Source organism: Ectothiorhodospira mobilis (genome assembly GCF_016584115.1).
In the GTDB taxonomy this organism is placed as follows: Bacteria; Pseudomonadota; Gammaproteobacteria; order Ectothiorhodospirales; family Ectothiorhodospiraceae; genus Ectothiorhodospira; species Ectothiorhodospira mobilis.
This window is the reverse complement of the sequence record NZ_NRSK01000031.1, coordinates 19155-25448: the sequence shown is the minus strand read 5'-3', so window position 1 is coordinate 25448 and position 6294 is coordinate 19155. Positions and strand designations below refer to the sequence as shown.

General features: G+C 70.2%; 6 protein-coding genes. All 6 read right to left on the bottom strand.

All coding sequences use genetic code 11. The annotated features are described in order from the left end of the window. The coding region (locus CKO33_RS11140) for a UDP-N-acetylmuramoyl-tripeptide--D-alanyl-D-alanine ligase (protein ID WP_200182315.1) at positions 1–1071 on the bottom strand (1071 nt) is incomplete at its 3' end. Beyond that, positions 1068–2576: a UDP-N-acetylmuramoyl-L-alanyl-D-glutamate--2,6-diaminopimelate ligase gene (locus CKO33_RS11135; RefSeq protein ID WP_200182314.1), complete on the bottom strand. Its 1509-nt coding sequence runs from the start codon at positions 2574–2576 to the stop codon at positions 1068–1070. The genes CKO33_RS11140 and CKO33_RS11135, both read right to left, overlap by 4 nt. Beyond that, complete coding sequence (locus CKO33_RS11130) at positions 2573–4288, bottom strand: peptidoglycan D,D-transpeptidase FtsI family protein (RefSeq protein ID WP_200182313.1); 1716 nt, start codon at positions 4286–4288, stop codon at positions 2573–2575. The genes CKO33_RS11135 and CKO33_RS11130 overlap by 4 nt, the downstream gene beginning before the upstream one ends. A gap of 2 nt (positions 4289–4290) precedes the next feature. Continuing rightward, on the bottom strand, positions 4291–4560 hold the full coding sequence (ftsL, locus tag CKO33_RS11125; protein ID WP_200182312.1) for a cell division protein FtsL: 270 nt from the start codon (positions 4558–4560) through the stop codon (positions 4291–4293). Next, complete coding sequence (gene rsmH, locus CKO33_RS11120; RefSeq protein ID WP_242472597.1) at positions 4557–5459, bottom strand: 16S rRNA (cytosine(1402)-N(4))-methyltransferase RsmH; 903 nt, start codon at positions 5457–5459, stop codon at positions 4557–4559. The genes ftsL and rsmH overlap by 4 nt, the downstream gene beginning before the upstream one ends. Before the next feature lie 28 nt (positions 5460–5487). Then, positions 5488–5940 carry a division/cell wall cluster transcriptional repressor MraZ gene (gene mraZ / locus CKO33_RS11115; protein WP_200182310.1) on the bottom strand — a complete coding sequence of 151 codons (453 nt, stop codon included), beginning with the start codon at positions 5938–5940 and terminating at the stop codon, positions 5488–5490. Positions 5941–6294 lie beyond the last annotated feature (354 nt).

Genomic DNA, 6294 nt, shown 5'->3' with positions numbered 1-6294 from the left:
CAGCTCCCCCATGTCCCCCAGCACCAGGAACCGCCGTCCCGGCTCCCCGGCCAGGACATGGATCGCGGCCCGCACCGAGGCCGGATTGGCGTTATAGCTGTCATCGATCAGGCGCACGCCGCCGCTGCCGGGGCGCAGGGCCAGGCGCCCCGGGACCGGGGGCATGGCCTCCAGCCCGGCCCGCACCCCCTGGAGATCCACCCCCAGGGCCAGGGCGGCAGCCGCCGCCGCCAGGGCGTTGCTGCGGTTGTGCTCCCCCGCCAGGGGCAGGGCCACCGTCACCGTCCCCCCTGCAGCAGTGATGCACAGACGCCCCTGGGCATCCACCTCGCCGGCCACATCCACCCCGGACTGCAGACCGAAGCGCATCACCCGGCGCCGGGTGTTGAGCCCGGCCCAATAGCCGGCATGGGGATCGTCGGCGTTGATCACCGCCACGCCGTCCGGCGCCAGGCCGGCGAAGATCTCCCCCTTGGCCCGGGCCACCGCCTCGATGCTGCCAAAGCCCTCCAGATGGGCCGGACCGGCATTGGTGATCAGGGCCACATCGGGGGCGGCCAGGGCCGTGAGTGCGGCGATCTCGCCGGCATGGTTCGCCCCCATCTCGATGACCGCGAAACGGTCCTCCGGGGACAGCCCCAGCAGGGTCAGGGGCACGCCGAGTTCGTTGTTCAGGTTGCCACGGGTGGCCCACACCGGCCCCGCGGTGCGCAGGATGGCCGCCAGCATCTCCTTGACCGTGGTCTTGCCATTGCTGCCGGTGAGGGCCACCACCGCCGCCCCGCAGCGCCGGCGCCAGGCGGCGGCCAGATCCCCCAGGGCGCGGCGGGTGTCGGCCACCTCCACCCGGGGCAGGGTGCTGGCCACGGGCCGCTCCACCAGGAGGGCCGCGGCGGGCAGATCCGCTCCGGCAAAGGCATGGCCATCGAAGCGCGGCCCGCGCAGGGCGACGAACAGCCCCCCGGGCAACGCTTGCCGGCTGTCGGTGAACACGCCGCTGGCGGTGCCATCAGGCCCATGCAACCGACCTCCGGTGATGCGGGCCACTTCCGAAAGGGACAGCTGCATCATGGCGCCCCCTCCTGCCCGGTGAGGACGGCGGCCAGTTGGCGGTCGCTGTGGGGCCGGCACTGATCACCGATGATCTGCCCGGTCTCGTGCCCCTTGCCGGCCACCAGCACCAGGTCGCCGGGGGCCGCCGCCTGAAAGGCCCGGCGTATGGCCACCTCCCGGTCCGGTTCCACGATCACCGCATCGGGGTCGGCGAAACCGGTGCACACCTCCCGCAGGATGGCCATGGGGTCCTCGTGGCGGGGGTTGTCGCTGGTGAGGATGACCCGGTCGGCATGGTCCTGGGCGGCGGCGGCCATCAGCGGCCGCTTGCCCCGGTCCCGGTCGCCGCCGCAGCCGAAGACACACCACAGGCGTCCCGTGCAGTGTTCCCGGGCCGCCTGCAGGGCCTGGACGAGGGCCCCCGGGGTGTGGGCATAGTCCACCACCAGCGTCGGTCCGTTCGTGGCATGGAAGCATTCCATGCGCCCGGGCACGGTGGCGACATGACCCAGGCGCTCCAGGGCGTCGGCCAGCCCCACATCCAGGCTCAACAGCCCCCCCAGGGCCGCCAGCAGGTTGTACACATTGAAACGGCCCAGGATTCCCGCCTCCAAAACACCCTCGCCCCAGGGGGTCTCCACGATAAAGCGCAACCCCCGGGGCAGGCATTCCACCTGTCGGGCCAGCAAGTGATCCCGTCCACCGGGATCCGGGGACCGGCCGTAGCCCAGGACAGGCACCCGCCCGTCCAGGCGCCCCGCCAGCAGGGCCCCGAAGGGATCATCCAGATTGAGCACGGCCGTCTTCAGGTTGGGCCAGCCGAACAGCCGGGCCTTGGCCTCGCCATAGGCATGGGGGGTGAGGTGATAGTCCAGGTGATCCCGCCCCAGGTGGGTGAGGATGGCCACATCGAACTCGACCCCGTCCACCCGATGCTGGTCCAGGGCATGGGAGGAGACCTCCAGGACCACGCGGCGCACGCCCTGCTCCCGCAGGCTGGCCAGTCCGGCCTGCACAACGAGGGCGTCGGGGGTGGTGCGGTGCGTGGGGACCAGGGCCCCGGGGCGGCCATTGCCCAGGGTCCCCATCAGGCCACAGGGGGGACCCAGGGCATCCAGGGCCATGGCCAGGAAATGCGAGACGGAGGTCTTGCCGTCGGTGCCGGTGACGCCCACCACCTGCATGTGATGGCTGGGATGGCCATGGAAACGGGCGGCGATGGGCCCCAGGTGCCGGCGCAATCCGGGGACGGCGACGCAGGGCACCCCCAGGACCGCGGCATCCGGGGGCATGAGACCCTCCATCGGCTCCCAGGCCACGGCCACGGCACCCCGTTTCACCGCCTGGGAGGCGTGGTACAGGCCATGCTGATGGCCTCCGGAGAGGGCGAAGAAGACGTCACCGGGGCGGACGCTCCGGCTATCCAGGGCCAGCCCCTGGACGTCGGTTTCGGCGCCGGAGGACACCTCCGCCACCGGGCCCAGGAGCCGGGCCAGTGACCATGGATGCGGGGGGCGGCTCATGCGGGGGCCCGCTGCTCGGGGCCGGAAACGGTCCGCAACTCAGGCAGATCGTCCGGCGGGATGTCCATGAGACGCAGGGCCCCCTGCATCACCCGGGAAAAGACCGGGGCGGCCACCTGACCGCCGTAGTATTCATCGCCCCCGGGCTCGTCGATCATCACCACCATCACCAGGCGGGGATCGCTGGCGGGGGCCATGCCGGCGAACAGGGCCCGGTGACGGCCCTCGGCATAGCCGTCATGGCCCAACTTGCGCGCGGTTCCGGTCTTGCCGGCGATGCGATACCCCTCCACCGCTGCGGCAGGGGCCGTTCCCTGGGGGGCGACCACGCCCTCCAGCATGCGCACCACGCTGCGGGCGGTGGCCTGGCTCATCACCCGGCGGGGCACCCGGTGGGAGACCTGGCCGGGGGTGAAATGCACCGGCATGAGCACGCCGTCGTTGGCCAGGGCCGCGTAGGCCTGGGCCAGCTGCAGGACAGAGACCGAGAGGCCGTAGCCGAAGGCCATGGTGGCCTGTTCCACCTCCCGCCAATAGAGGAAGTCCCGCAGGCGGCCGTGGGCCTCTCCGGGGAAACCGCTGCCGGTACGGCGGCCAAAGCCTGCGGCATAGAAGGTCTCCCAGAGGCGGCGGGGTTCCAGCTTCAGGGCCAGACGGGCCGCGCCCACGTTGGAGGACTTCACCAGCAGGGTGCGCAGGTCGATGGTGCCGTAGTTGCGGTGATCCCGGACCCGGGCGTCCCCCACACGGAAATACCCCGGATCAGTCTCCAGCTGGCTGCCGGGATCAAAGCGCCCGGACTCCAGGGCGGCGATCACGGTGAAGGGCTTCATGGTGGAACCGGGCTCGATGCTGTCGGTCACCGCCCGGTTGCGGGTCCGTCCGGGCTGGAGGGTGTCCCGGTTGTTGGGATTGAAGGAGGGTTGATTGGCCATGGCCAGGATGGCGCCGGTGCGGGCATCCAGGAGCACCAGGGATCCGCCGCGGGCACCATGGGCCGCCACTGCGGCCTTCAGTTCCCGGTAGGCCAGGTACTGGATGCGCTGGTCGATGGTCAGGCGCAGGTCCTGGCCGGGCCGGGCCGGGCGGATGGACTCCACGTCCCGGATGATCCGCCCATGACGGTCCTGGAGCACCCGTTTGGCCCCCGCCTGCCCGGAGAGCTGATCGTCGAAGGCCAGTTCCAGACCTTCCAGCCCACGGTCGTCGATATCGGTGAATCCCAGCACATGGGCCGCCACCTCCCCCAGGGGATAGTAACGGCGGTATTCCCGCTGCAGCCCCACACCGGGGATCTCCAGGGCGGCCACCCGCCGGCCCGTCTCCGGCGTGACATGGCGGCGCAGATAGACGAACTCACGTCCGGCGCGGCGCTCCAGCCTGCGCCGCAGGGCCTGGGCATCCATCTCCAGGATGCGGGCCAGGGCCACCAGCCCCTGGGGATCGGTCAGGGCCTTGCCGGGATGGGCCCATACCGTGTCCACCGGGGTGCTCATGGCCAGGGGTTCGCCGTTGCGATCGGTGATCATGCCGCGATGGGCCGGCAGCGAGACCACCCGCAGCTGGCGCGCCTCCCCCTCGCTGCGCAGGAAATCCTGCTGCAGTACCTGCAGGTCCACCCCGCGCACCACCACCGCGGCGAAGGCGAGCGCAAACGCCGCCAGCACGAAGGTGCGGCGCCAGGGCTTTACGATTGTGCCTCGCTCGTTCATCTTCATTCCAGCAGGATCACGGTGCTGCGGGCATCGGGCATGCGCATGTCCAGACGCTCACGGGCCTCCCGCTCAATACGTCCATGGGTGGCCCAGGTGCTCTGCTCCAGTTGCAGCCGCCCCCATTCCACGTTCAGTGCATCGCGCCGCTCCAGGGCCTGCTGCAGCCCCATGAAGAGGACGCGGCTCTGGTGACGGGTGTACACCACCCCCAGCGCACTGGACATCACCAGGGCAAAGAGCAGACCCGGCACCCAGGGGCGCAGACTCATGGCAACCGCTCCGCCACCCGCAGGACCGCGCTCCGGGCCCGGGGGTTGATGGCCACCTCATCCTCCTGCGGCCGATGGGCACGACCCACGAGGCGCAGGGTCCGCCCCGGGGGCGGATCCCGCACCGGGAGCCCGCGGGGCAGGGGTTCACCCTGTGCCTGTCGCCGCATGAACCGCTTCACCCTACGGTCCTCCAGGGAATGGAAACTGATCACCGCCACCCGCCCCCCGGGGGACAGGGCGGCAGGCACCTGCCCCAGACAGGCATCCAGGGCCTCCAGTTCGCCGTTGACCCGCATGCGGATGGCCTGGAAGCTGCGCGTCGCCGGATGCTTGTGCCGCTCGCGGCGGGGCACGGCCTCGGCGATCAGCGCCGCCAGAGCCCCTGTGCTTCGAATGGGCGCCTCACGGCGCACCTCCACCAGGCGCCGGGCGATGCGCCGGGCAAAGCGCTCCTCGCCCAGCTCGCGCAATACCGCGGCGATCTCCGTCTCTTCGGCCCGGGCCAGCCAGTCGGCCGCCGATTCCCCCCGGGTGGGATCCATGCGCATATCCAGCGGGCCGTCCCTCATGAAACTGAACCCCCGCTGCGGGTCATCCAACTGCGGCGAGGAGACCCCTAGATCCAGCAGGATCCCGTCCACGCGACCGTCCGACTCCCGTTCGGCCAGCACCGCCCCCAACTCCGCGAAGGATGCGTGCACAAATTCCAGCCGCGGGTCCCGGGCCAGCTGCCGGGCCACCGCCTCCGCCTGCGGATCCTGATCCAGGGCGATGAGGCGCCCCCCGGGGCCGAGCCGTTCCAGGATGGCGGCACTGTGCCCCCCGCGCCCGAAGGTGGCGTCCACGTAGAGGCCGTCCGGGCGGATGGCCAGGGCCTCCACGGACTCCCGCAGCATCACCGGGCGATGGTCGTCCCCCTCCCCCTCACAGGGTGAGGGTGTCCAGTCCTTCGCCTGGTTCACCTTCGTCTTCCTCTTCCCGGAACCACTCGTCGCGGCGGCGCACCCATGTATCTTCATCCCACAGTTCGAACTTGTTGCCCTGACCCACGAGCACCACCCGCTTCTCCAGACCGGCGTACTCGCGCAGGGGCGTGGGCAGCAGGATCCGCCCCTGGGCATCCAGGTCGCATTCGGTGGCATGCCCCACCAGCAGACGCTGCAACCGCCGGACCCGCCGATCCACATTGGGGCGACTCATGAGGGCCTGTTCGATGCGCTCCCATTCGGGAAGGGGATAGACCAGGAGACAGCCGTCCCGATCCACGGTGACGATGAGATGCCCCTCGCAGGTCTGGGTCAGGCGATCGCGATAGCGGTGAGGCATCGCCATACGCCCCTTGGCATCCAGGTTCAGATTGGTCACACCGCGAAACACGACCGCCTGGGTCCTCCACCGGGGCTTTCCGGCAGGACCTTCCCCTGAACGCCCATGACAGTTCACCCACGAAAGGGGGCGGCCCAGGACATCTGCCCCACCGCCCACCACATATCCCCATGCGTCCCCACTATAGGTAGGCCTTCGCGGGGGTGTCAAGGTAAAACCCGACGGCGATGACCGAGATTTATGCTTGCGTCACAAATACTTACCCGAACCTTCACATCCAGCCCTCAACCTCGGGCGGAGTTTCCATATGGATCAATCGGTTGCCGGAAAATGCTCAGAAAAAGGATAAAAAACACACCGCCGCGGACACGGCGGGCAGGGAGGTGCCGGGATGGGGGGGGGGGG

Excerpts from the sequence above, each read along its gene's own strand:
- CKO33_RS11135 (WP_200182314.1), bottom strand. The coding sequence starts at position 2,576 with ATGAGCCGCCCCCCGCATCCATGGTCACTGGCCCGGCTCCTGGGCCCG.
- CKO33_RS11130 (WP_200182313.1), bottom strand. The coding sequence starts at position 4,288 with ATGAACGAGCGAGGCACAATCGTAAAGCCCTGGCGCCGCACCTTCGTG.
- ftsL (WP_200182312.1), bottom strand. The coding sequence starts at position 4,560 with ATGAGTCTGCGCCCCTGGGTGCCGGGTCTGCTCTTTGCCCTGGTGATG.
- rsmH (WP_242472597.1), bottom strand. The coding sequence starts at position 5,459 with ATGCTGCGGGAGTCCGTGGAGGCCCTGGCCATCCGCCCGGACGGCCTC.